The organism is Hydrogenophaga sedimenti (assembly GCF_051857515.1).
GTDB lineage: Bacteria > Pseudomonadota > Gammaproteobacteria > Burkholderiales > Burkholderiaceae_C > Hydrogenophaga.
Genome location: NZ_JBPZHA010000011.1, coordinates 52,608 through 73,510 on the forward strand (window position 1 = coordinate 52,608; position 20,903 = coordinate 73,510).

Annotated in this window: 18 protein-coding genes; 8 read left to right on the forward strand and 10 right to left on the reverse strand. The window is 67.9% G+C overall.

All coding sequences use genetic code 11. The features are described 5' to 3' along the window. Positions 1 to 11: 11 nt before the first annotated feature. The 6 genes from galU to ACS5NL_RS17535 form a co-directional block, all read right to left on the reverse strand. Complete coding sequence (galU, locus tag ACS5NL_RS17510; protein ID WP_439355177.1) at positions 12 to 896, reverse strand: UTP--glucose-1-phosphate uridylyltransferase GalU; 885 nt, start codon at positions 894 to 896, stop codon at positions 12 to 14. A gap of 33 nt (positions 897 to 929) precedes the next feature. Further along, on the reverse strand, positions 930 to 1,922 hold the full coding sequence (locus tag ACS5NL_RS17515) for a S49 family peptidase (RefSeq protein WP_439355178.1): 993 nt from the start codon (positions 1,920 to 1,922) through the stop codon (positions 930 to 932). An 11-nt stretch (positions 1,923 to 1,933) separates the two neighbouring features. Beyond that, a complete protein-coding gene (locus tag ACS5NL_RS17520) occupies positions 1,934 to 2,305 on the reverse strand; it encodes a Rieske (2Fe-2S) protein (protein WP_439355179.1) in 372 nt (123 codons plus the stop codon). 10 nt (positions 2,306 to 2,315) lie between these two features. Continuing rightward, positions 2,316 to 2,975, reverse strand: coding sequence for an HAD family hydrolase (locus tag ACS5NL_RS17525; RefSeq protein WP_439355180.1), 660 nt, complete (start codon positions 2,973 to 2,975; stop codon positions 2,316 to 2,318). A 90-nt stretch (positions 2,976 to 3,065) separates the two neighbouring features. Continuing rightward, a complete protein-coding gene (locus ACS5NL_RS17530; protein ID WP_439355181.1) occupies positions 3,066 to 3,458 on the reverse strand; it encodes an H-NS histone family protein in 393 nt (130 codons plus the stop codon). Continuing rightward, positions 3,455 to 4,501 carry an RluA family pseudouridine synthase gene (locus ACS5NL_RS17535; protein WP_439355356.1) on the reverse strand — a complete coding sequence of 349 codons (1,047 nt, stop codon included), beginning with the start codon at positions 4,499 to 4,501 and terminating at the stop codon, positions 3,455 to 3,457. Before ACS5NL_RS17535 ends, ACS5NL_RS17530 begins: the two co-directional genes overlap by 4 nt. Positions 4,502 to 5,075: 574 nt before the next feature. Here ACS5NL_RS17535 and ACS5NL_RS17540 point away from each other — a divergent pair. Continuing rightward, a complete protein-coding gene (locus ACS5NL_RS17540; protein ID WP_439355182.1) occupies positions 5,076 to 8,090 on the forward strand; it encodes an Rne/Rng family ribonuclease in 3,015 nt (1,004 codons plus the stop codon). An 89-nt stretch (positions 8,091 to 8,179) separates the two neighbouring features. On the opposite strand, the gene ACS5NL_RS17545 is transcribed toward ACS5NL_RS17540, so the two are convergent. Genes ACS5NL_RS17545 through hemC form a run of 4 tightly spaced genes read right to left on the reverse strand, consistent with a single transcriptional unit; the run spans position 8,180 to position 12,506 of the window. Next, positions 8,180 to 9,463, reverse strand: coding sequence for a heme biosynthesis protein HemY (locus ACS5NL_RS17545; RefSeq protein ID WP_439355358.1), 1,284 nt, complete (start codon positions 9,461 to 9,463; stop codon positions 8,180 to 8,182). 29 nt (positions 9,464 to 9,492) lie between these two features. Beyond that, positions 9,493 to 10,683 (reverse strand): uroporphyrinogen-III C-methyltransferase, encoded by a 1,191-nt coding sequence (locus tag ACS5NL_RS17550; protein WP_439355183.1) that lies wholly within the window; start codon positions 10,681 to 10,683, stop codon positions 9,493 to 9,495. Further along, positions 10,680 to 11,525 (reverse strand): uroporphyrinogen-III synthase, encoded by an 846-nt coding sequence (locus tag ACS5NL_RS17555; RefSeq protein ID WP_439355184.1) that lies wholly within the window; start codon positions 11,523 to 11,525, stop codon positions 10,680 to 10,682. The genes ACS5NL_RS17550 and ACS5NL_RS17555 overlap by 4 nt, the downstream gene beginning before the upstream one ends. 18 nt (positions 11,526 to 11,543) lie before the next feature. Further along, complete coding sequence (gene hemC, locus ACS5NL_RS17560; protein ID WP_439355185.1) at positions 11,544 to 12,506, reverse strand: hydroxymethylbilane synthase; 963 nt, start codon at positions 12,504 to 12,506, stop codon at positions 11,544 to 11,546. Positions 12,507 to 12,643: 137 nt separating this feature from the next. Here hemC and ACS5NL_RS17565 point away from each other — a divergent pair, with 137 nt between their 5' ends. The 7 genes from ACS5NL_RS17565 (at position 12,644) to ACS5NL_RS17595 (ending at position 20,882) form a co-directional block, all read left to right on the forward strand. Continuing rightward, the gene (locus tag ACS5NL_RS17565; protein WP_439355186.1) at positions 12,644 to 15,568 is read left to right on the forward strand and encodes a phosphoenolpyruvate carboxylase; all 2,925 of its coding nucleotides are present in this window, start codon (positions 12,644 to 12,646) and stop codon (positions 15,566 to 15,568) included. A gap of 53 nt (positions 15,569 to 15,621) precedes the next feature. Continuing rightward, entirely contained in the window at positions 15,622 to 16,476 is an 855-nt protein-coding gene (locus ACS5NL_RS17570) for a 3',5'-nucleoside bisphosphate phosphatase (RefSeq protein ID WP_439355187.1), read from the forward strand. Continuing rightward, positions 16,473 to 17,384: a DMT family transporter gene (locus ACS5NL_RS17575; protein ID WP_439355189.1), complete on the forward strand. Its 912-nt coding sequence runs from the start codon at positions 16,473 to 16,475 to the stop codon at positions 17,382 to 17,384. Before ACS5NL_RS17570 ends, ACS5NL_RS17575 begins: the two co-directional genes overlap by 4 nt. 31 nt (positions 17,385 to 17,415) lie before the next feature. Next, positions 17,416 to 18,051: an L-threonylcarbamoyladenylate synthase gene (locus ACS5NL_RS17580; protein ID WP_439355191.1), complete on the forward strand. Its 636-nt coding sequence runs from the start codon at positions 17,416 to 17,418 to the stop codon at positions 18,049 to 18,051. A 51-nt stretch (positions 18,052 to 18,102) separates the two neighbouring features. Next, positions 18,103 to 18,771, forward strand: a complete 669-nt coding sequence (locus tag ACS5NL_RS17585) for a site-2 protease family protein (protein ID WP_439355192.1) — start codon at positions 18,103 to 18,105, stop codon at positions 18,769 to 18,771. A 17-nt stretch (positions 18,772 to 18,788) separates the two neighbouring features. Continuing rightward, the gene (locus ACS5NL_RS17590) at positions 18,789 to 20,084 is read left to right on the forward strand and encodes a tryptophan--tRNA ligase (RefSeq protein ID WP_439355193.1); all 1,296 of its coding nucleotides are present in this window, start codon (positions 18,789 to 18,791) and stop codon (positions 20,082 to 20,084) included. A 204-nt stretch (positions 20,085 to 20,288) separates the two neighbouring features. Next, positions 20,289 to 20,882, forward strand: coding sequence for a LuxR C-terminal-related transcriptional regulator (locus ACS5NL_RS17595; protein ID WP_439355194.1), 594 nt, complete (start codon positions 20,289 to 20,291; stop codon positions 20,880 to 20,882). Positions 20,883 to 20,903: the final 21 nt, after the last annotated feature.

Consider the following 20,903-nt stretch of genomic DNA (forward strand, 5'->3'; position numbering starts at 1 on the left):
CTGCGGCCGCCTCAGGCCAGCGCCGCCTGCATGTGCGCGCGAACGGCGGCGCTCAGTTCGGGATTGGCCAGCGCCAGGTCGATGGTCGCCTGCAAGAAGCCTTCCTTGCTGCCACAGTCGTAGCGCTTGCCGTCGTAGCGGAAGGCAAAGACCTTTTCGGTGCCGATCAGCGCGGCGATGCCGTCGGTCAGCTGGATTTCGCCACCGGCGCCACGCGGCTGGCGGCGGATGCTCTCGAACACCGCCGGCGTCAGGATGTAGCGCCCGGCCACCGCCAGCGTCGACGGCGCCACGGCCGGCTTGGGTTTCTCGACCATCGCAAACACTTCGGCCACCGTGGCGTGTGCTCCGTGCACGTCGACCACCCCGTAGCGCCCCGTGTCTTCCTTGGGCACATCCTGGACCGCCAGGATGGTGCCGGGGCTGGATTGGTAGGCCTGCACCATCTGCTGCAGCACCGTCGGACCGCCGTCGCCCTGCCGGGCGCCGAGCATCAGGTCGTCGGCCAGCAGCACCGCAAACGGCTCGTTGCCGACCAGCCGCTCGGCGCACAGCACCGCATGCCCCAGGCCCAGCGCCTTGGGCTGGCGCACATAGACACAGTCCATGTCGTCCGGCTTGATCGAATTGACCAGATCCAGCAAGGCCTTCTTGCCGGCCGCTTCCAGCTCGGCCTCGAGCTCGTATGCCGTGTCGAAGTGGTCTTCGATCGCGCGCTTGTGGCGCCCGGTCACGAAGATCATCTCGCGGATGCCCGCCGCGTAGGCTTCTTCCACCGCGTACTGGATCAGCGGCTTGTCCACCACCGGCAGCATCTCCTTGGGGATGGCCTTGGTGGCCGGGAGGAAACGGGTGCCCATGCCTCCCACGGGAAAGACGGCTTTCTGAATCTTCATATCCGTTGTGATGTAGTGAAAACTGAAGGTGTCTCAGCGCAGCGTGATGCCGGCGCTGCGCGTGGCCCTGACCACGCCGATGCCCATGTGCACACCGAGCTCGCGCGCCAGGCGCATGCCCACGTTCTCGCGCTGGGTGTAGTCCACGATGTCTTCGGCCTTGACGATTTCGCGCGCCACGTAGTCGAGGCTGCCCAGCCCGTCGGCCAGGCCCTGCGTCACCGCCTGCTGGCCGCTCCAGACCAGGCCACTGAAGGTGTCGGGCGTCTCTTTCAGGCGATCACCGCGCCCGCGCTTGACCACGGCGATGAACTGCGCATGGATTTCGCCCAGCATGGTCTGGATGTAGGCGCGCTGGGCATCGTCCTGCGGGCTGAACGGGTCGAGCATGGCCTTGTTCTGGCCCGCCACCATCAGGCGACGCTCCACACCGACCTTCTCCATCAGGCCGGTGAACCCGAAGCCATCCATGAGCACACCGATGCTGCCCACCAGGCTGGCCTTGTCGACATAGATCGCATCGGATGCGGCGGCGATGTAGTACGCGGCCGACGCGCAGGTCTCTTCGACCACCGCGTACACCTTCTTGTGGTGCACCGCCTTGAGTCGCGTGATCTCGTCGTTGATGATGCCGGCCTGCACCGGACTGCCGCCGGGCGAGTCGATCAGCAACACGACCGCCTGCGCGCCGTCGTCCGCAAACGCGGTGCGCAGCGAGCCCAGCACATTGTCGGCACTGGCGCTGGCGCCGGACGCGATCTCGCCCCGGATCTCGATCAGCGCCGTGTGCGGCTTGCTCACCGGCCCCTGCACTTCGGTCTGCTTGACCCAGGTCCAGACCGCCGCGGCAAACAGTGCCAGCCAGGCCAGCCGGAAAAACAGCTTCCAGCGCCTGGCCGACTGCTGCTCCCGCACAGTGGCGAGCACCAGCTTTTCGATCGTCTCGCGTTCCCAGGCCACCTCCTGCCGCTGGGGCTGGGGCGGTACTGCGGCGGGGGGAGACGGATCCTGCGTTTCGTCGTTCATGTGAATGCCACTCAAAAGGCCAGAGGCGCAAACGGATATTGTGCCTGCCAGTACACCACGCCTTCGCGCTCGACCAGAGGCACCGGCACCAGTCCGCCACGGCAGGGGCCTCCCCGGCAGGCTCCGGTCGCCGGGTCGTAGGCCGCGCCATGGGTGGAACACAGCAGCCACTGGCCGCTGTCATCAAAAAACCGGTTGGGCTGCCAGTCCATCTCCATGGCCACATGCGAACACCGGTTCAGGTAGGCATGCACCTCGCCGCGGAAGCGGACCGCAAATGCCCGGCAAGTCTGCCCGGCGTGCACCACGTCGAAAGGGACCGCCAGACCGCCGTCGGCCAGGTCCCGGCTGTTGCAGAGAGGGTGAAGATCGCCGTCGGACACCTTGCTCCTTTCAGGCGTTGGCCTGCAGCCAGGTGTGCAGTTCGGCCACCGAGTGCGCGACGAACCGCGGCGAGAGGGCCACGAACGCATCGGGTTCGTGGGCACCGTAGCTCACACCCACGCCAGCGCAACCGGCATTGACCGCCATCTGCAGGTCGTGCGTGGTGTCACCGATCATCAGCGTGCGCTCAGGCGAAACACCGAATTCGCGCATCAGTTGCTCCAGCATCAGCGGACTGGGTTTCCCCGCCGTCTCATCGGCGGTGCGCGACCCGTCGAACAGCCCCTGAAGCTCCACGGCATGCAGGGCGTCGTCCAGCCCGCGACGGCTCTTGCCGGTCGCCACGGTCAGCCAGTGGTGCCTGGCCTTGAGCGCCGCGAGCATCGGCAGCACCCCTTCAAACAGGCTGATGTCGTGCTGGTGTGCCGAGTAATGGTGGCGGTATCGCGCGCCCAGCTGCGGGTAACGGTCGGGCGGCACGTCCGGCGCCGCGTGCGCCAGGGCCTGCATCAACCCCATGCCGATCACGTAGCTGGCCGCCTTGTCGGTGGGCACGGTGCCACCGACATCCTTGACTGCCGCCTGGATGCAGCGCGTGATGATGGCGGTGGAGTCGAACAGGGTGCCATCCCAGTCGAAGGCGATGAGGTCGAATTGGCGCGGGCGCATGGGCAAGGGAATAAAGATGCACCGATTATCGGCGCCAGCAGAAAACAAAAAGGCACCCGAAGGTGCCTGGACGCGTGCTGCCCTGACGGGTCAGATACGGAAGTCTTCGATGCTCTTGCCCGAAGCCAGCACGGCACGCACCCACTCAGGCTTGCGACCCGGGCCGCCAGCCCACAGTTCACCGTTGGGGCCCTTGTACTTGGCAGCAGCCTTGGATTTGGATTTGGCCGGCTTCTTGGCGCCGCCCGTTGCACCACCACCCAGATCGGCGACAGTGATGCCGTATTGCTTCATTTTGGCCTTGATGTCCGCAATTGCCGACGAAAGCTCGTCTTTGCGTGCCTGTTCGGCCTGGGTCATCAGTGCCTGGGCTTGCGCCATCAGTTCGGAATAGGTTGCCATTGATTGTCCTTTGATTGGGTTGCGTCCATCGTTCTCGACATCCCAACGATGTCCGCCGGCATTGTAATAGGCAACGCTCACGAAGCGAGCCAATTTTTCAACTCAAAAGGCAATTCAGAATGTAACTCCATGGCGTCGCCCGATATCGGGTGGGCCAGCCGCAATCGCCAGGCATGCAGAAACATCCGGCGCAGCCCGGTTTTGGCCAATTGGCGGTTCAACTCGAAATCCCCGTACTTGTCGTCGCCGGCAATCGGGTGCCCCGCATGCGACAGATGCACCCGGATCTGGTGGGTGCGACCGGTCTTGATCGTGACTTCCAGCAAGGTCAATCCGTCCGGGCAAAGTGCTTCAAGACCAACCCTGGCGGGAATGTGCTGCTGCACTTTCACCAGCGTCACCGAGCGCATGCCATCGGGGTGCCCCGGCTCCACCACCCGCACCCGGCGCTCCCCGTCGGCCTGCAGGTATTTGTGCAACGGCTGGTCCAGCACCTTCAGGCGCTCCGGCCAACGGCCTTTCACCAGGGTCAAATAGGTCTTGCCGGTTTCCCGCTCCCGGAATTGGTCCTGCAAGGCCTTGAGCGCACTCTTTTTCTTGGCAATCAGCAGCAATCCGCTGGTTTCCCGGTCCAGCCGGTGCACCAATTCCAGCAGCCTGGCCTGAGGGCGGGCCTGGCGCAACTGCTCAATGACACCGAAACTGACGCCGCTGCCACCGTGCACCGCCACCCCCGCGGGTTTGTCCAGCGCCAGAAAGGCTTCGTCCTCGAACAGCACGGGAAACGAACGCGCTGGCACCACCGCCTGCGCCTTTTCTGCAGCCCGTTCGGACAGGCGAATCGGCGGAATGCGCAACATATCTCCGGCCTCGACCCGGTCGTCGGCGGAAATCCGGCCCTTGTTGCGACGCACCTCCCCCGACCGGATGATCCGGTAGATGTGGGTCTTGGGCACGCCCTTGAGCTCCCGGAACAGGAAATTGTCCAGGCGCTGCCCGGCGGACTCTTCGTCCACCCGGATGTGGCGCACGGCCGCCGGACCATCAGAAAAAGAAGAATTCAAGGGTTTGACACCGTCAACTGTGCGCCACAGACCGGGGCAGCCCCCTATAATGTGCCGCACCAGTCGTGCGTTGTAAGTGATTGATTTTCCTGAGTTTAAGGCAGTCACCTGCAACGGGGCCCAGACAGCAGAGCTGAAAACGGGCACGACGGGTACCCGTGCCACCTGCCGCGGCCGGTTGGGACCTTGTCCGGAATGCGTGATCGACGCTCCCGTCAAGGCAACACCGGAAGCGTGCGGCAGGAGAACCGGCCTGAAAAGAAGCGAACCCGATTACGGAATACCCCAATCGGCCAGCCACTGCCACGGCGCCACCCGCGCCCGGATCAGGGGCTGACCGAGGACAAAGTGAAGACAGAGACCGAACCGGCAAGATCCATGTCGACGACATCCATCTGGCCCCGCCTGCTCACCCACATCCACGCGCCTACGCCCTGACCCGGCCCGGTGCAAGGTTGCGCACTGTCGCGACCCTGCACCCGACAACATGAGCGCCCGAGTTGCTCGGGACTGTTCCGGGTCATCGGCTCTCCGGCAATTCCTCCCCTGTTCGCGTTTTTTCGCTGGTTCCCGGCAAACCGGCGTGCGGCCTGTCCGTGCGCTTTTGTCAGTGACAGTGAAAAGGAAACGCATCATGAAGCGCATGCTGATCAACGCCACGCAGGCCGAAGAACGCCGCCTGGCGATCGTGGACGGGCAAAAGCTGCTCGACTACGAAATCGAGATCGAAGGACGCGAACAGCGCAAGGGCAACATCTACAAGGCCGTCGTCACGCGCGTCGAGCCTTCGCTGGAAGCCTGTTTCGTCGACTACGGCGAAGACCGCCACGGCTTCCTGCCGTTCAAGGAAATCTCCAAGCAGTACTTCCAGGGCAACGTCTCGCCCTCGCAGGCCCGCATCAACGACGTGATCAAGGAAGGCCAGGAGCTGCTGGTCCAGGTCGAGAAGGAAGAACGCGGCAACAAGGGCGCGGCCCTCACCACGTTTGTCAGCCTGGCCGGCCGCTACGTGGTGCTGATGCCGAACAACCCGCGTGGCGGTGGCGTCAGCCGCCGCATCGAGGGTGAGGACCGCCAGGAACTCAAGCAGGCGCTGGACCAGCTCGAATACCCCAACGGCATGAGCATCATCGCGCGCACCGCCGGCATCGGCCGCGACGCGCCCGAGCTGCAGTGGGACCTGAACTACCTGCTCAAGCTGTGGACCGCCATCGACGGCGCCGCCAAGGGCGGCAAGGGCGCGTTCCTGATCTACCAGGAGTCGAGCCTGGTGATCCGCGCGATCCGCGACTACTTCAACGGCGACATCGGCGAGATCCTGATCGACACCGACGACATCTACGAACAGGCTCACCAGTTCATGAGCCACGTGATGCCGGAACACGGTCACCGCGTCAAGCGCTACCGCGACGACGCGCCGCTGTTCAGCCGCTTCCAGATCGAACACCAGATCGAAACCGCCTACAGCCGCATCGTGCAGCTGCCCAGCGGCGGCGCCATCGTGATCGACCAGACCGAAGCACTGGTGGCGGTGGACGTGAACTCGGCCCGCGCCATCAAGGGCGGCGACATCGAAGAGACCGCCACCCGCACCAACCTGGAAGCCGCCGACGAAGTGGCCCGCCAGGCCCGCCTGCGCGACCTCGGCGGCCTGATCGTGATCGACTTCATCGACATGGAAGAGTCGAAGAACCGCCGCGAAGTCGAAAACCGCCTGCGCGATGCGCTGCGCCAGGACCGCGCCCGTGTGCAGTTCGGCTCCATCAGCAAGTTCGGCCTGCTCGAAATGAGCCGCCAGCGCCTCAAGCCCATGCTCAGCGAAGGTGCGTCGATCCCCTGCCCGCGCTGCGGTGGTTCCGGCCACATCCGCGACACCGAAAGCTCGGCGCTGCAGATCCTGCGCATCATCCAGGAAGAGTCGCTCAAGGACAGCACGGCCGCGGTGCTGGTGCAGGTGCCGGTCGAAGTGGCCAGCTTCCTGCTGAACGAAAAGCGCACCGAGATCACCAAGATCGAACTCAAGCAGCGCATCAGCGTGCTGCTGGTGCCCAACAAGTCGCTGGACACGCCCAACTACAAGCTGGAGCGCCTCAAGCACGACGACCCGCGCCTGGACAACCTGGACGCCAGCTACAAGCTGGCCGACGAGGCCGACGACGCGACCGGCTTCACGCGCCGCAGCCAGGAACGCACCAACAAGCAGGAGCCGGTGATCAAGAGCGTCGTGTTCGACGGTCCTGCGCCGGTGGCCGCACCCAAGCCCGAGGCGCCCGTGGCCGCACCGGCTCCGGTGGTGGCCCCTGCGCCCGTCGCCGCCCCCGCTCCGGTGGCCAAGGCTCCGGCCGAGAAGGGTTTCTTCGGCTGGATCAAGAACCTGTTCGGTGCTGCCCCGGCACCCGCGCCCGTGGCGCCAGCGCCGGCCGTGCCCGAGTCCGCCAAGACCGAACGCGCGGATGGCAACAAGGGATCGCGCGATGGCCGCGGCCGTGGTGGTCGCAACGGCGAAGGCCGTGGTGAGCGCGTCGAAGGCCAGGGCCGCAACGGTGAGCGCCGCGACGGCAACCGCCCGCCGCGGGGCGAAGGCCGTGGCGACAACCGCGGCGAAGGCCGTGGTGAGCGCGTCGAAGGCCAGGGCCGCAACGGCGAGCGCCGCGACGGCAACCGCCCGCCGCGGGGTGAAGGCCGTGGCGACAACCGCGGTGAAGGCCGTGGTGAGCGCGTCGAAGGCCAGGGCCGCAACGGTGAGCGCCGCGACGGTCGCCGCGACAACCGCACCGATGCCAGCGCCGTCACCGCTGCCGAAACCGGCAATGTGGACAACCTGAACCTGGCCCTGCCGACGGCCGAAGGCGCCGATGCCGCCGCCGACAGCGGTCGCCGCGAACGCCGCAACGGCCGCGGCGAGAACCGCCGCCGCCAGGGTGATGGCATGGAAGCGCCTGCACAGGCACTGGCAGCCGATGCCGGTGTGCCGGTCGCCGAAGCCACGACCGATACCGCCGTGGACAGCAACGCAGCGCAAGGTGCCGACGGCGAGAACGCCGCGCCCCGCGCCCCGCGTGAACGCCGCAGCCGTGACCGCTATGGCCGTGACCGCCGCGGTGACCGTGGCCCGCGCGAAGGCGAAACGGCCGATGTGCAGGCGGAAGCACAGCCCGACGCCATCGCCGAGGCGGCTCCCGCCGTCCGCGCCACGGAAGACAGCGGCGAGCAGCGCCCCGCGCGCAGCTACTTCGCCCAGCCGGCCGCCCCGGCCGCTGCAACGGTGACGCCGTCGGTGTCCGAGCCGGTGGTGGTGAACGAAGCCCCCGCTGCGCCAGCACGCCAGGCTCCGGCACCCCGCCCGGTGGCGGCACCCGTGGCAGTCGCCCCCGTGGCGGCTCCGGTCGCTGCCGGCATGCCCAAGGTCGCGCCGTACACCCTGTCGCTGGACCAGCTCAGCCAGGTGGCGCAGGCCAGTGGGCTGGAATGGGTGAACTCGGACGCTGCCAAGGTCGCCCAGGTGCAGGCCGCCATCGCCGCCGAACCCAAGCCGATCCACGTGCCGCGCGACCCCAAGCCGGTGGTCGTGGTCGATGAAGGCCCGCTGGTGCTGGTCGAGACCCGCAAGGATCTGAGCAACATCAGCCTGCCGTTCGAGAACCGCTGACCCGGCATCCACCTCCCGCCCTGTGCGGGAGGCAGCCACAAAAAAGCCGACCTGCTGGTCGGCTTTTTTGTTGGGCGCCAGAAGAGGACTCAGTGGTTCATGAGCGCCGCCCGCTTCCAGGCGTTCTGGGCACCGGAGGCATCGCCCCGTTCCTCGGCCAGCATCGCCAGCGCACACCAGGTGCGGCGCAGCAGCGCGGGGTCGCTCAGGCTGTGGCTGGCCTGTCCCAGCAACTGGGCGGCCTTGCCCCAGAGCTGGCGCTGGCGGCAGGCCTGACCGGTGAGGTATTGCAAATAGGGGTTGTTCGGCCACTGGCGCTGGCTCTGCTCCAGCCGCGCCAGTCCGGAGGCCTCCAGGCGCGAAAGACCGGGTTCCAGCGCCAGCGCGAGCTGCTTCTGCTGTTCGGCCCCGAGCGATGCGAACTGCGGCCACAGCGGCTCCATCCAGGCGCTGACCAGCGTGTGGACCTGCGCCGTTTCGTCGCCGACCGGGTCGTCCGACGGAAAGCGGTGGGCACGGTCGACCGCCGCCAGCACCAGCTCGGGCATCGCGCGTTCGGTTGCGTCGAGTTTCGACCAGACCGTCTGCAGCTGCGAGATGTCGTGCGCCTCGCGCAAGGCGTCCAGCGCCAGACCACGCACGATGCTGCGCGATGCTTCTGGCGAGAACGCCCGGTGCTTGGCCAGCAGGCGCGCCGTTTCCAGCGCCTCGCCGGTGGCGCCGCCCAGGCGGGCCACACGCAGCTTCAGGCGCAGCGCCTGGATGCGCCGCGCCGCGCCCTGAGGCAGCTCGGCCAGGTGGCTGCGCGCCGCCTGCACGTCGCGGTCTTCCACCGCCCAGCGCACCGCGCGCAGCAAGGCGCCTTCGCGCACCTCGGGCGAGGCCTTGGCCAGCTGGGGATGCAGGGCAGCCTGCAGGTGTTCGTCGCGCGTGGCGCGGTTCTGCAGCGACTGCGCCGCCTCGGCCACCAGCAGGTGCGCCAGCAATTGCAGCTGGCCGCGCCGCGGCCATTGCTCGGCCGGCTGGCCATTGAGTTGCTCCAGCGCCGACAGCGCCGCCGACTGCGCGCGCACGAAACGACCGGCCAGTTGGTGCGCCAGCGAATCCATCACCGCCCCCACGGCCGCACGCTCCATCTGCAGGCTGCGCCAGCGCTTGGCCTGGCGCGGCAACTCGCGCAGCATGGTCACCGCCCGGATGGCGAGGTAGAGCAGCACGAAGCCGACCACCAAGCACAGCAGCACGAAGTTGAAGGACACGTCAAAGCGGTACGGTGGCCAGAACAGGCTGACCATGGCCTGGTTGTGCCCCACCAGCAGCGCCAGCGCGACCGCCAGCGCGGCCAGCCCCAGCAGCCAGAACACATTGCGCATGGCGCCCGACTGACGGTGCGGTCCGCGCATCAGCGTCCCCCGGCCGCCACGGTCAGTGCCGCCAGACTCTCTTCGGGCTGGGGCAGCTGGGTCACGGCCAGTTCGGCGCGCAGCTGCGTGACCACACCCTGCGCGGCCACCACATCGGGTGAGGTGGTGTCGAAATGGCGGACCAGTGCGGCGTCGATGTTCTTGAGGTCGTCCTGCACCGCGTCCATCTGGCGCGCCAGCAGGCCCAGGCGCGCGTTCAGCAGGCGCAGTTTCAGGTTCTCGCGCAGGAAGAAGGCCTGCTCGGGCGCCAGCAGCACCGCCTCGGGCCGGTCGATGCGGCTGACCCGCACCAGTTCGCGACCGCTGCGGGTGGTCTCGTCCCACACCTGGCGCCAGAAACCGTTCCAGGACTGCACCACACCGTCCCAGCCCGACACCATCGGTTCGGTCGGACCGATCGGCGCCGGCACATTGACCGCCGCCGCGGATTTGGTTTCGCCCTTGGCGGGCAAACGCGCCGGCGCCTTCGCGGGCACGGTGGTCTTGGGACGGGTCGCGGTGGCCAGCGGCCCCACTTCATTGGGCACGGGCCACTGGTCCACCTTGCGCACCAGGTCGTCCAGCCGCTGCACCAGCGACGGCACATCGGCCACCGCGGTGCCGCGAATGCGCTGCACGTCGCGGGCGATCGCGCGCTGCACCGGGTTGAGGCGGGGCTGGGCCGCGCGGGCGATGCGTGCATCGGCCGCCTGCAGCGCGGCCAGCAAGGGCTGCACGCTGCCGGTCAGCTGGGCCTGCTGCTGGGCCAGGCGCAGGGCCGACTCGATGTCCTGCACCAGGTTGTCGTCGCGGGAGCGTGAGAGCGTGAGCATCAGCTCTTCCAGCTGCGAGCGCTGCAGACTCACCTCCGAGAGCTTGACTTCGGCCACTGCCAGCCGCGCCAGCATTTCCTTGGTCTGCGCTTCGGCCTGCATGGCGAGCGCGCGGGTCTCGGCCGACTGGGTGGCGCTGTCCTGGCTGCGGCGCGCCAGTTCGCGCTGGGTGAAGTCCAGCTTCTGCCACAGCAGTCCCGCCATCACCAGCGCCAGCCCACCCATGCCCAGCGCGGCCAGGGTCAGCCAGGCACCGAAGCGGCGGCCGCTCGCGGGTGCGGCGGCGGGAGCAACGCCCGAAGCGGGTGTCGCTTCGACCGGTGCTGGCGTGGGGGTATCGGTGGTGTCTGGACTCATGGCAGGCTTTGCAGCGATTCTAGGCTGCGCAGCACGTCGTCCAGGGCCGGCCGGCTGGAGAACACCGACCCGAAGCCGGCGTCCCGCGCCGCCTGCGCGATGCGCTCGTGCGTGCACAGGGCCTGCGCGTGCGACCAGTCGGCCGCGGGCAGCGCAGCGACCAGGTGGGCCACCGCTTCCGAGCTGCTGAACAGCCAGAGGCTGTCGGCCTCCGTTCCGGCCAGCGCCTCGGCGCGCTGGGCGTCGCTCCACCGCGGGGCATGGCGCTCGTAGGCAACACACCGTTCGACCAGGGCACCCTTCTCGCGGCACCGGTCCAGCAGCCATTCGCGGCCACTGCCCGTGGCGCCACCCGCTGCTTCCCCGTCGGCGCTGGTCGACGCTCCGCGCACCACGAGCAGGCGCAAGCCAGGATGGACCTGGGCCTCGACCACCGGCCAGAGGTGTTCCGAATCGAACTGCGCGGCGTCGGCGGGCGGCGCGTCGATCCGCGACGCCGCCACACCCAGCGGCGCCAGTGCCCGGGCCAGTGCCCGCGCCGTGCCGGGTCCGGGGGACCAGAAACGCGTCCGGCTCCCGGAATGCCGGAACGCGGTGGGCCGCTCGGCAAAGAAGTGCTGCACGGCGGCCGCGCTGACGAACATCAGCGCATCCTTTTCGGGCCAATCCACCCGGGCCTGCGCCAGGGCGGCCAGCGCCGCCGGATCGCGCGGCGCGCCGATGTCGATCAGCGGCAGCGACAGCGCCGGCCAGCCACGTTCCCGCAGCGCATCGACCCAAGCCGATCCTTCGTCCCGGGGCCGCGTCACGAACACGCGGGACCAGCGGGTCGGGCGCGTCAACGGCGCCGCGACCAAGCCTCAGGCTCCCGCGGCCAGTGCGCCACCGGCGCGCAGCGCCTGCGCCACGCGCTGGCCCAGCGCCTCGGCCTGCTCCAGCGTCTCGATGCGCGCCTGTTCGACCACGCGCACCACCGGCGCCCGGCCTTCGGGGTCGCCCCAGGCGGCATCCAGCTTCAGCGTTTGCGGTGCGTCGTGGTCCCAGCGGGCGTAGGCCGCCAGCGGCATCGAGCAGCTGCCCCCCATGGCGCGCGAGACGGTGCGTTCTGCCGCCACGCGCAGCCAGGTGGGCATGTGCACCAGCGGGGCCAGCGCCTTCACCAGATCGGTGCGGTCGGCGCGGACCTCGATGCCCAGCGCGCCCTGGCCGGCGGCGGGCAGGGACTGTTCGGGCTCGAAGATGGCACGGATGCGAGAGGACAGGCCCAGGCGCTTGAGGCCCGCGGCGGCCAGCACGATGGCGTGGTACTGGCCTTCGTCCAGTTTGCGCAGGCGGGTGTCGAGGTTGCCACGCAGCGGCTCGATGCGCACATCCTGCCGGCACAGGCGGTCCAGCGCCTCGCGCAGCAGCACCAGGCGGCGCAGGCTGGAGGTGCCCACCACACCGCCTTGCGGCAGATCGGCCAGCGACGCGCAGGCCGGCGACACCCAGGCATCGCGCGGGTCCTCGCGCTCCATCACGCAGGCCAGCGCAAACCCCGGCGGCAGATCCATCGGCACGTCCTTGAGCGAATGCACGGCGATGTCGGCGCGGCCTTCGTCAAGCGCCACCTCCAGCTCCTTGACGAACAGGCCCTTGCCGCCGACCTTGGACAGGCTGCGGTCCAGGATCTGGTCGCCCTGCGTCGTCATGCCCAGCAGCGTCACGTGGTGGCCCAAACCTTGCAAGAGCGCTTTCACATGCTCGGCTTGCCAGAGCGCCAGCCGGCTTTCGCGGGTGGCGATGGTGATGTTCAGGCTGTCGGGGGTGTTTGAAATGGACACGTCGGAAGATCCAGAAAAGATCACGCCGTCAGAGGCGTTTTCGTACCCGCTTGGTAACGGGAAAAGCAACCGAAGATGCTAGCATGCCCGCTGCCCAAAATTTCAGCAAACCCTCCGTACCTCCACCCGCGCGCACCATGAGCCGAACCACCGCCAAGAGCCCCTCCTCCGTCGCCCTGCGTTCGCGCGCCGCGCCGTCGAAAAAGGCCCATCACAAGGACCAGCCGCTGGTCGAGGACATCCGCCTGCTCGGCCGCATCCTCGGTGACGTGATCCGCGAGCAGGAAGGCAGCGACATGTTCGAGCTGATCGAACAGGTCCGCCAGCTCTCGGTGGCCTTCCGCCGCCACGACGACGCCTCGGCCGACAAGGCACTCAAGAAGCTGCTCAAGGGCCTGTCAGGCCAGCAGACGGTGAGCGTGATCCGCGCCTTCACCTACTTCAGCCACCTGGCCAACCTGGCCGAAGACCGGCACCACATCCGCCGCCGCGCGATCCACGACCGCGCCGGCGACGTGCAGGAAGGCAGCCTGGCGATGACGCTGCAGCGGCTCAAGAAAGCCGGCATCGGCAGCGCGCAGGTGGTCGAGACCCTGGCCGACAGCCACATCTCGCCGGTGCTCACCGCGCACCCGACCGAGGTGCAGCGCAAGAGCATCCTGGACGCCGAGCGCGCCATCGCCCACCTGCTGGCCGAACGCGAGGGCCTGCTGCCGCGCGACCTGGAAGACAACGAAGCGCAGCTGCGCGCCCGCGTGACCCAGCTGTGGCAGACCCGCCTGCTGCGCTTCACCAAGCTGACCGTGGCCGACGAGATCGAGAACGCGCTGAGCTACTACCAGAGCACCTTCCTGTCGCAGATCCCGCGCCTGTACCGCGACCTGGAAGAGGGTCTGGGCGACCGCAGCGTGGCGCCGTTCCTGCGCATGGGCCAGTGGATCGGTGGCGACCGCGACGGCAACCCCTTCGTGACCGCGCCGACGTTGGAACTGGCGCTGCAGAGCCAGAGCGAGATGGTGCTGCGCCACCACCTGACGCAGCTGCACCTGCTGGGGGCCGAGCTGTCGGTCTCCGCCATGCTGGCCTCGGTCAGCCCCGAGATGCAGGCGCTGGCCGAGCGCTCGCCCGACACCAATGCCCACCGCCAGGACGAGCCCTACCGCCGCGCCCTGACCGGCATGTACGCGCGCCTGGCCGCCACCCTGAAGGAACTGACCGGTGGCGAGGCCGCGCGCCACGCCGTGGCACCGCAGGACCCTTACCGCAGCGCCGCCGAACTGCTGGCCGACCTGCACACCATCGAGGCCTCGCTGCTGTCGCACCACGGCGAAGCACTGGCGCGCGGCCGTCTGCGGCCGCTGATGCGGGCGGTCGAGGTGTTCGGTTTCCACCTGGCGAGTGTGGACCTGCGCCAGAGCTCGGACAAGCACGAAGAAGTGGTCGCCGAACTGCTGGCGACCGCCCGCGTCGAGGCCGACTACAGCGCACTCGACGAAGTGGCCAAGCGCGAGGTGCTGCTGCGCCAGCTCAACGACGCGCGGCCGCTGCGCGTGCCCGGCGCCAGCTACTCCGACCACACCCGCAGCGAACTGGCGATCTTCGAGACCGCGCGCGCGGGCCGCGAGCGCCTGGGCGCGCAGGCGATCCGCCACGCCATCATTAGCCACACCGAAACCGTCAGCGACCTGCTGGAGGTGTTGCTGCTGCAAAAGGAAACGGGCCTGGTGCGTGGCCTGCTGGCCGAAGACGCGGTGGCCGACCTGATCGTGGTCCCGCTGTTCGAAACCATCGAAGACCTGCGCAACGCCGCGCCCATCATGCGCGACTACTACGCCCTGCCCGGCGTGCGCGACATGGTGCTGCGCGGCGCCGCCAGCGGCTACAGCGAGCAGGACATCATGCTCGGCTACTCCGACAGCAACAAGGACGGCGGCATCTTCACCAGCAACTGGGAGCTCTACCGCGCCGAGACCGCGCTGGTCGCGCTGTTTGACAGCCTCAATGCCGGAAAGGCAGAGGGTTTCAGCGCCGGGCCGCCCCAAGCTGAAACCGCGCCCCCTCGGGGGACAGCGACCCGCGCAGCGGCGGAGCGTGGGGGCCACATCCGCCTGCGCATGTTCCATGGCCGCGGCGGAACGGTCGGCCGCGGCGGCGGCCCCAGCTACCAGGCCATCCTGGCGCAACCACCCGGCACGGTGCGCGGCCAGATCCGCCTGACCGAACAGGGCGAGGTGATCGGCTCCAAGTACGCCAACCCCGAGATCGGCCGCCGCAACCTGGAAACCCTGGTCGCGGCCACGCTCGAAGCCACGCTGCTCAAGCCCACGCGCAACGCGCCGGCCGAGTTCCTGTCGGCCGCCGACACGCTGTCGAGCCACAGCATGAAGGCCTACCGCGCCCTCGTGTACGACACCCCGGGCTTCGCCGACTACTTCTTCTCTGCCACGCCGATCCGCGAGATCGCCGAACTCAACATCGGCTCGCGCCCCGCCTCACGCAAGGCGACGCAGAAGATCGAAGACCTGCGCGCGATTCCCTGGGGCTTCAGCTGGGGCCAGTGCCGCCTCACGCTGCCGGGCTGGTACGGCTTCGGCTCGGCGGTGCAGGCCTTCCTGCACGCCGAGGGCGAGAAGGGCGTCGCCAGGCAGAAAGCACTGCTGCAGAAGATGTGCAAGCAGTGGCCCTTCTTCAGCACCCTGCTGTCCAACATGGACATGGTGCTGGCCAAGAGCGATCTGGCGCTGGCCAGCCGCTACGCCGAGCTGGTGCCCGACCGGAAGCTGCGCAACAAGGTGTTCGGCGCCATCGAGGCCGAGTGGCACCGCACGGCCGAAGCGCTGACGCTGATCACCGGCGAGAAGCAGCGCCTGGCCAACAACGCCGCGCTGCAGCGCTCGATCCGCCACCGCTTCCCCTACATCGACCCGCTGCACCACCTGCAGGTCGAGCTGGTGCGACGCTATCGGGCGGGCGAAAACCACGCCGACCGCGACGAGAAGGTGCGCCGCGGCATCCACATCTCGATCAACGGCATCGCCGCCGGCCTGCGCAACACGGGCTGAGCCCGATCGCCACGCAGACTGTGCGAGATTGGTCGGCCCACTAGAATGAATCCGTGACCCAACAGCTCAACGCCGACCTGCACTGCCATTCCGTCGTCTCGGACGGCACGCTCACGCCCGAGGAACTGGCGTCCCGGGCCAAGGCCAACGGCGTCGCACTCTGGGCCCTGACCGACCACGACGAAATCGGTGGCCAGGCGCGCGCTCTGGCCGCGGCCCGCGCGGTCGGACTGCCCTACCTGACCGGCACCGAGGTGTCGGTCACCTTTGCCAACGTCACGGTACACATCGTCGGCCTGGGCTTCGATCCCACCGATCCGGCCATCGAGCGCGGCCTGCGCGAGACCCGCGGTGGCCGCGAAGAGCGCGCCCGGCAGATGGGCGCCGAACTGGCCCGCGTGGGCATCCCCGACGCGTTCGAGGGAGCGATGAAGTACGTCGGCAATCCCGACCTGATCTCGCGCAGCCACTTCGCGCGCTACATCGTCGAGTCGGGCCATTGCCCCGACACCAATGCCGTGTTCCGCAAGTACCTGGCCGAAGGCAAGCCCGGCTTCGTGCCACACCGCTGGGCCAGTCTGGGCGACACGGTGAGGTGGATCACCGGCGCCGGCGGCGTCGCGGTGATCGCGCACCCGGCGCGCTACAAGTTCACCGCCAACGAAGAGTTCGCCCTCTTCAACGAGTTCAAGACCCACGGCGGCCGGGGTGTCGAGGTCGTGACCGGCGCACACAGCCAGGCCGACGCGGTGAAGTACGCCGAGTTCTGCCGCGAGTTCGACCTCGTGGCGTCGCGCGGCAGCGACTTCCACAGCCCCGACGAGAGCCACACCGATCTGGGCAAGCTGCCCGAACTGCCCGCGGGCCTCACGCCAGTCTGGTCGCTGCTCGAATCGCGCATTCAGTGACAGCCTCACGAACGGGGTCGACCGGTGGTCGCGCCGTGCTGGGCGTGGCTTTCCTGGTCTGCGCCATGGCCTGTTTCGCGGTGCTCGACACCACGGTCAAGGTGGTCGGCGCCGTCGTTTCCGTCCTGGTGATGGTCTGGTTCCGCTATGTGTTCCAGGCCGTCGCGGTCACCGCCGCGATGCTGCCGGTGCGTGGTCGCCAGCTCTGGCACACCGCCCATCCCCGCTGGCAACTGCTGCGAGGCGCCCTGCTGCTGACGATCAGCATCCTGGGTTTCGTGAGCGTGCAGTACATGCCGGTGGGCGAATTCACCGCCTTCGTCATGACCACACCGCTGGTCGTGACCCTGCTGGCGGCGACCTTCCTCAAGGAGGAGGTGTCGGTCCTGCGCTGGGTGCTGGTGGGCGGCGGTTTTGCCGGCGCGCTGCTGGTGGTGCAGCCCGGTGGCGCCAGCATCGGCTGGGCCAGCCTGCTGCCGCTGGTGATGGTGTTCTCCTATGCGGCGTTCCAGATCCTGACCAGCCGCATGGCACGCACCGAAGACCCGATGACCATGCATTTCTACACCGGCGGGGTCGGCGCGCTGGTGACCACCGCCGTGCTGCCCTTCGTCTGGCAGGCCATGCCCGACGCGCGCACCTTCGCCTTGCTGTGCCTGGTCGGACTGATGGGCACGGTCGGGCACTTCCTGCTGATCCTGGCGTTCGCCCGCGCCAGCGCCTCCACGCTCACGCCCTTCCTCTACACCCAGATCGGCTTTGCGATGCTCTGCGGCTGGCTGGTGTTCGACCATGTGCCCGGACGCCTGGAGTCGATGGGCATTGCGCTGATCGTGTGCTGTGGCATCACCGCCAGCTGGCTCACAGCCCGGGAAAACCAGCGTCTGCTGGAGCCACCGGAAGCCTGAACGGTCGCGGCGGCGCGCGCACAATACGCGCATGTCCCAGTTCTTCGAAGTCCATCCCGAGAACCCGCAGCCGCGGCTGCTCAAGCAGGCGGTGCAACTGCTCGAACGCGGCGGCGTGCTGGCCGTGCCGACCGATTCGAGCTACGCCCTGGTCTGTCACCTCGACGACAAGGCCGCGGCCGACCGGCTGCGCCGCCTGCGCGAGGTCGACGACAAGCACCACCTGACCCTGCTCTGCCGCGACCTGAGCGAACTCGCCAGCTACGCCAAGGTCGACAACCGCCAGTACCGGCTGCTCAAGCTCGCCACGCCCGGCCCCTACACCTTCATCCTCGAAGCCAGCAAGGAAGTGCCGCGGCGCGTGAGCCACCCGTCGCGCAAGACCATCGGCCTGCGGGTGCCACAGCACACCGCGCTGCTGGCCCTGCTCGACCTGCACAACGCGCCGCTGCTGGCGACCACGCTGATCGCCCCCGGCGAGCGCGAGCCGATGAACGACGCCAGCGAGATCCGCGAGTGCTTCGAGAAAGTGCTGGACGGCGTGATCGACGCCGGAGCCTGCGCGCTGGAGCCGACCACGGTGGTTGACCTCACGCCCATGGGCAACGGTGGCGAACCCGAGGTGGTGCGTCTGGGACAGGGTCCGCTGCAGCCGCTGGGTCTGTGAGGTCGGCCCGCCGCGGGCCGTGGCTGCGGCGCAGTCTGGGACAATAGCGGCATGGACCTTGCCGAGATCGTTCAAACCATTGCCATCTACGCCCTGCCCGTGCTCTTCGCGATCACGGTGCACGAAGCCGCCCACGGCTATGCCGCGCGCCACTTCGGTGATGACACCGCCTGGAAGCTCGGGCGCATCACGCTCAACCCGCTGAAACACATCGATCCGGTCGGCACGATCGTGATGCCGCTGATCCTGTTTTTCTCCACCGGCGGCGCATTCCTGTTCGGCTACGCCAAGCCGGTGCCGGTGCAGTTCGGGCGGCTGAAGAATCCCAAGCGCGACATGGTCTGGGTGGCGCTGGCCGGCCCCGGGGCCAACCTGGTGCAGGCGGTGCTCTGGACCATCGTGCTGTATCTGTTGAGTTCCATGGGCGTCGAAGAGCGCTTCTTCCTCGAGATGGCGCGCGGTGGTGTATCGGTGAACTTGGTGATGTTTGCCTTCAACCTGTTCCCGCTGCCGCCGCTCGATGGGGGTCGCATCCTGGTCGGTCTGCTGCCCTGGAAACAGGCCATGGCGGTTTCCCGCATCGAGCCCTGGGGCTTCTTCATTGTGATGGCCCTGGTCGTTACCCACGTGATCGACAGCCTGTGGTTGTACCCGCTGATGGGCCTGACCAACGCCTTGATCGAGTTGTTGCTGACCCCGCTGCGCGCCCTCCTTTTCTGATATCCCGACTCCTGCCCATGAGCCTCCAACGCGTCCTGACCGGCATCACCACTTCCGGCACCCCCCACCTGGGCAACTACGTCGGCGCCGTGCGTCCTACGGTGCGTGCCAGTCGCGAAGCCAACACACAGAACTTCTATTTCCTCGCGGACTACCACGCACTGATCAAGACCGGCGGCGACCCGGTGCGCGTGCAGCGCTCGACGCTGGAGATCGCCGCCACCTGGCTGGCCTGCGGCCTGGACCCGGAGAAGGTCACGTTCTACCGCCAGTCCGACATCCCCGAAATCCCGGAGCTCACCTGGCTGCTGACCTGCGTCACCGGCAAGGGCCTGCTCAACCGCGCCCACGCCTACAAGGCCTCGGTCGACAAGAACAACGCCGCGGGCGAAGAGCCGGACGCGGGCGTGACCGCCGGCCTGTTCATGTACCCGGTGCTCATGGCGGCCGACATCCTGATGTTCAATGCCCACCAGGTGCCGGTCGGTCGCGACCAGATTCAGCACATCGAGATGGCGCGCGACATCGCGTCGAGCTTCAACCACCTCTACGGCGAGCACTTCACGCTGCCCGAGGCGGTGACCGAGGACCACGTGGCCCTGCTGCCCGGTCTGGATGGCCGCAAGATGAGCAAGAGCTACGACAACACCATCCCGCTGTTTGCCCCGAAGGATCAGCTCAGGAAGCTCATCATGGGCATCCTGACCGACTCGCGCGCACCCGGTGAGCCCAAGGACACCGAAGGCTCGGCCCTGTTCCAGCTCTACCAGGCCTTCGCCAGCGCCGACGAAACCGCCACCCTGGCCAAGGCCTACGCCGACGGCATCGCCTGGGGTGAGGCCAAGCAGGTGCTGTTCGAACGGCTGGACCGCGAAATCGCGCCGATGCGCGAGGTCTACAACCAGTTGATCCAGGACCCGTCCCGGATCGAGAAGACGCTCAAGGCCGGCGCCGAAAAAGCCCGCGCCATCGCCACCCCGTTCACCGCCCGCCTGCGCCATGCGGTCGGCCTGCGCTCGCTGGACCAGATGTCCGACCAGAAAGCCGCCAAGGTGGTCAAGGTGGCGGCTCCGTCGTTCAAGCAGTACCGCGAAAAGGACGGCCAGTTCTATTTCAAACTGATCGACGCCCAGGGCGAGCTGCTGCTGCAGAGCACCGGTTTTCCTGCGCCGCGCGACGCTGCGCAGGCCATTGCCCAGCTGCAGCAACAGGGCGACGCCGGCCTGACCGCGCTCCAGGAACGGTTGAACCTGCTGGCGGACATCACCAAAGTCAGGGACGCACTTCGGTTTTTTGCGCAGAATTCCGCTTGATCCCTGCGTTTCGGTCCCCCGGGACACCGCAGAGGTGCGCCCAGGGTGAGACAATTCCCAGGAAGTCCGGAGTTCCCATGAGGACATGCCCGGACCGGTAAAACTAAAAACAAGGTCTGCATTCATGTCCTTTTGGCTATCGCCAAGCGCCCCCGATGTGGATATGCTTCGCAAACACAGACCCAACACATTCCAGCCTCTGCCATGAGTATCTTTGTCATCGACGACCACCCCCTGATGCGCGAAGCCGTCGTCATGCTGCTGCGGCGTCTGCGCACCTCCACCCAGGTCGTGGAACTGGAGCGACTGGCCACGGTGAGCCGGGCGATCGCCGAGCATGGCGAGCCGGAGCTGGTGTGTCTGGACCTCAAGCTGCCCGATACCCACGGCGTGTCCGGGGTGCGCGAAGTCCGGCAGATGCTGCCCGACACCTCCCTGATCGTGCTGTCGGCCTCGCCGGCCTCCGATTACGAAGACCTGGCCAAGGAAGCCGGTGCCGACGCCTATGTGGAGAAATCGGCCGGCGCCGCCCAGATCGGGCGCGTGCTGCGCGAATTCCTCGCGGACGAACCCGAAGACGAAAACGCCCCGACCATCCCTGAGAAGCTCTCCAAGCGGCAGAAGCAGTTGCTGGTCATGCTCGATCGTGGTCTGTCCAACCGCGACATCGCCGAGCAACTGCAGATCAGCGAACACACGGTCAAGGTGCACCTGTGGCGCCTGTTCCGCCGCCTGAACGTCAAGAGCCGCTCGCAAGCCAGCCACCTGGCCCGCACCGCCGGCCTGCTGGATCTCTGAAACGCGAGCTCTGAAGCCGAG

Excerpts from the sequence above, each read along its gene's own strand:
- galU (WP_439355177.1), bottom strand. The coding sequence starts at position 896 with ATGAAGATTCAGAAAGCCGTCTTTCCCGTGGGAGGCATGGGCACCCGT.
- ACS5NL_RS17515 (WP_439355178.1), bottom strand. The coding sequence starts at position 1,922 with ATGAACGACGAAACGCAGGATCCGTCTCCCCCCGCCGCAGTACCGCCC.
- ACS5NL_RS17525 (WP_439355180.1), bottom strand. The coding sequence starts at position 2,975 with ATGCGCCCGCGCCAATTCGACCTCATCGCCTTCGACTGGGATGGCACC.
- ACS5NL_RS17540 (WP_439355182.1), top strand. The coding sequence starts at position 5,076 with ATGAAGCGCATGCTGATCAACGCCACGCAGGCCGAAGAACGCCGCCTG.
- ACS5NL_RS17545 (WP_439355358.1), bottom strand. The coding sequence starts at position 9,463 with ATGCGCAATGTGTTCTGGCTGCTGGGGCTGGCCGCGCTGGCGGTCGCG.
- ACS5NL_RS17550 (WP_439355183.1), bottom strand. The coding sequence starts at position 10,683 with ATGAGTCCAGACACCACCGATACCCCCACGCCAGCACCGGTCGAAGCG.
- ACS5NL_RS17565 (WP_439355186.1), top strand. The coding sequence starts at position 12,644 with ATGAGCCGAACCACCGCCAAGAGCCCCTCCTCCGTCGCCCTGCGTTCG.
- ACS5NL_RS17580 (WP_439355191.1), top strand. The coding sequence starts at position 17,416 with ATGTCCCAGTTCTTCGAAGTCCATCCCGAGAACCCGCAGCCGCGGCTG.
- ACS5NL_RS17585 (WP_439355192.1), top strand. The coding sequence starts at position 18,103 with ATGGACCTTGCCGAGATCGTTCAAACCATTGCCATCTACGCCCTGCCC.
- ACS5NL_RS17590 (WP_439355193.1), top strand. The coding sequence starts at position 18,789 with ATGAGCCTCCAACGCGTCCTGACCGGCATCACCACTTCCGGCACCCCC.
- ACS5NL_RS17595 (WP_439355194.1), top strand. The coding sequence starts at position 20,289 with ATGAGTATCTTTGTCATCGACGACCACCCCCTGATGCGCGAAGCCGTC.